Origin of the sequence: Pseudoalteromonas sp. NZS11, assembly GCF_015864765.1 — a bacterium.
Classification (GTDB): domain Bacteria; phylum Pseudomonadota; class Gammaproteobacteria; order Enterobacterales; family Alteromonadaceae; genus Pseudoalteromonas; species Pseudoalteromonas arctica.
This window is the reverse complement of record NZ_JADYWP010000027.1, coordinates 1-566: the sequence shown is the minus strand read 5'-3', so window position 1 is coordinate 566 and position 566 is coordinate 1. Positions and strand designations below refer to the sequence as shown.

Sequence of the window (566 nt, the reverse complement as noted above, 5' to 3'; positions counted from 1 at the left end):
GGCCACGTTGACCACGGTAAAACTACACTAACTGCAGCAATCACTAACGTACTTGCAAAAGTATACGGCGGTGTTGCTAAAGATTTCGCATCAATCGACAACGCTCCAGAAGAGCGCGAACGTGGTATCACTATTTCAACGTCTCACGTTGAATACGATACTCCTTCACGTCACTACGCACACGTAGATTGTCCTGGTCACGCCGATTATGTTAAAAACATGATCACTGGTGCTGCTCAAATGGACGGCGCGATCTTAGTAGTTGCTGCGACTGATGGCCCTATGCCACAAACGCGTGAGCACATCCTTCTTTCTCGTCAAGTTGGCGTTCCTTACATCATCGTGTTCATGAACAAATGTGACATGGTAGATGACGAAGAGCTACTTGAACTAGTAGAAATGGAAGTTCGTGAACTTCTTTCAGAATACGATTTCCCAGGTGATGACTTACCTCTAATTGCTGGTTCTGCGCTTAAAGCGTTAGAAGGCGAGAAAGAGTGGGAAGATAAGATTGTTGAGCTTGCAAACGCACTTGATACTTACATCCCAGAGCCAGAGCGTGACAT

General features: G+C 45.9%; 1 protein-coding gene. It reads left to right on the top strand.

Annotated features, from left to right (window positions below; genetic code table 11):
• On the top strand, nt 1–566 hold a 566-nt coding region (locus tag I6E82_RS19765; RefSeq protein ID WP_197118531.1), incomplete at both ends, for a GTP-binding protein.